At 72.0% G+C, this 1,953-nt stretch carries 1 protein-coding gene and 1 pseudogene; one reads left to right on the top strand and one right to left on the bottom strand.

The window, feature by feature from the left end:
- A partial coding sequence (locus tag IY392_RS15935; protein ID WP_228549513.1) for a DUF4389 domain-containing protein occupies nt 1-1,560 on the top strand: 1,560 nt, incomplete at its 5' end.
- A gap of 36 nt (nt 1,561-1,596) precedes the next feature.
- On the opposite strand, the pseudogene IY392_RS15930 reads toward IY392_RS15935, so the two are convergent.
- A pseudogene (locus IY392_RS15930) lies at nt 1,597-1,953 on the bottom strand (TetR/AcrR family transcriptional regulator); the annotation flags it as partial.

Below are 1,953 nucleotides of genomic sequence, written 5' to 3'. Positions count from 1 at the left end.
ACCCCGTCCGGTCCCTCCTCGACCCCCGTCCACGGCCCTCCGCGGACCCGCCCCCTGAACTGGGTCCTGCTCGTCGCCGGGGTCCTGCTGGCCGTGTTCGGCCTCGGCATGACAGCGGCCGGGGCGGCGATCCTGGTAGCCGACGCCTCCCAGCGGGACGGGCAGTACGCGTTCACCGACACCGACCGCCTCCAGACCGTGGGCCACGCCATCACGACCGCGCCCCTGACGATCCATGTCGACGAGGGAGCCACCGTCGGGCCCTACGGTCTCGACGACCTGATCAGCCTCCGACTCCGCGCGACCCCGGTGGTCCCCGGCCAGGACGTGTTCCTCGGTATCGCGGACGCATCCGACGTCTCTGCCTATCTCCGCGATGTCCCCCACGCGGTGATCGGTGACCAGCCGTGGGATCCCGGATACTCCGCGGGCCCCACATATGACTGGGGATCGGGGATGTGGGGATCGGGGAACGACGCCGAGACGGCCCTCGACGAGGTGCCGGGCACCCGTGCCCCCGAACCTCCTGCCGACCAGGACTTCTGGGCCCAGTCCACGACGGGTGCAGAGCAGCAGACCCTCACCGTCGACCTGCGGTCCGGCGACTGGGTGGTCGTGGTGATGAACGCCGACGGCTCCCGCCCCGTGTGGGTCGACGTCCAGGTGGGCGCACACACCGAGGTGTTCGGACTCGCCGGGCCCGGTGTTCTCATCGCCGGACTCGTGGCGTTGGCGCTGGGGCTGCCGCTGATCCTCGTGGCGACCGCGGGGCTGGGCCGGGACATCGACCGGCACGCCGACCCCGACGCCCTTCCCGGGGCCGGTGCGGGCGCCCTTCCCGCCGGCGTGGGTCCCGATCCGCTGCGTCTGACCGGGCACCTGGACCCGCAGGTGTCCCGCGGTCTGTGGTTGATCAAGTGGCTGCTGGCGATCCCGCACTACATCGTGCTGGCCCTGCTGTGGTTCGCGCTGGTCGTCACCACGGTCGCCGCGGGACTGGTGGTGCTGTTCACCGGCCGCTACCCGCGGGCGTGGTTCGCCTACAGCGTCGGAGTGCTGCGGTGGAACTGGCGCGTCGGGTTCTACGCCTACTCCGTGCTCGGGACGGACCGGTACCCGCCCTTCTCGCTGGCGCCGACCGACTATCCGGCCGGATTGGACGTGGCCTATCCCGAGCGGCTCTCGCGCGGCCTGGTGCTGGTCAAGTGGTGGTTGCTGGTGATCCCGCACCTGTTGATCGTGGGCATCCTCACCGGCGGCGGGGCGGCCCTGACCAGAGCCTCGGAGTACGGGGGCGCCGAGTGGAACATCTCGCTGGTCGGCCTGCTCGTGCTGATCGCCGCGATCGGGTTGCTGTTCACCGGCCGCTACCTGCCCCGGCTCTTCGACCTCATCGTGGGCCTGAACCGCTGGGTGTACCGGGTCGGCTCGTACGTGTTGCTCCTACGCGACGAGTACCCGCCGTTCCGCCTGGATCAGGGGCCGGAGGAGCCGGACCGGGACCCGGGGGAGGCGACCGGTCTCGTGTCGTCGGAGGACGCGGGCGAGCCCGTCAGCTAGCGCCGGCGAGCCCGTCAGCTAGCGACGGCGGGCCCGTCAGCTGGCGCCACCGCGGTGGCCCGTCACCATGCGGGCGAGGAGATCGGCGAGTCGGTCGTCGATCTCCTCGCGCTGGTCGGCGGGGATGTCGAGAGCGTCCAGCAGGGTGCCCCGCAACACCGGCCAGGCGTAGACGGCGGTGAAGACGAGGAGCAGTTCGACGTCCCCGGCCGGTGGGGGCGAGGTCATGCGGCGCAGCGCCGCGGCCGGGCGTTCGGCCGGGTCGATCATCGGGGGGAACGCGGCCTCGCGGTCCAGGGCCAGCCAGGCCAGGAGTCGGCTGATCTCCGGGTGAGCGGTGGCGGCGAGCAGCATCCCGCGCACGGCCTCGCCCGCGTCGTCCAGGTGCTCGAG

Origin of the sequence: Dietzia sp. SYD-A1, assembly GCF_015356725.1 — a bacterium.
Taxonomy (GTDB): Bacteria; Actinomycetota; Actinomycetes; order Mycobacteriales; family Mycobacteriaceae; genus Dietzia.
The sequence above is the reverse complement of the archived record's forward strand: the minus strand, read 5'-3'. Positions and strand labels throughout refer to the sequence as shown.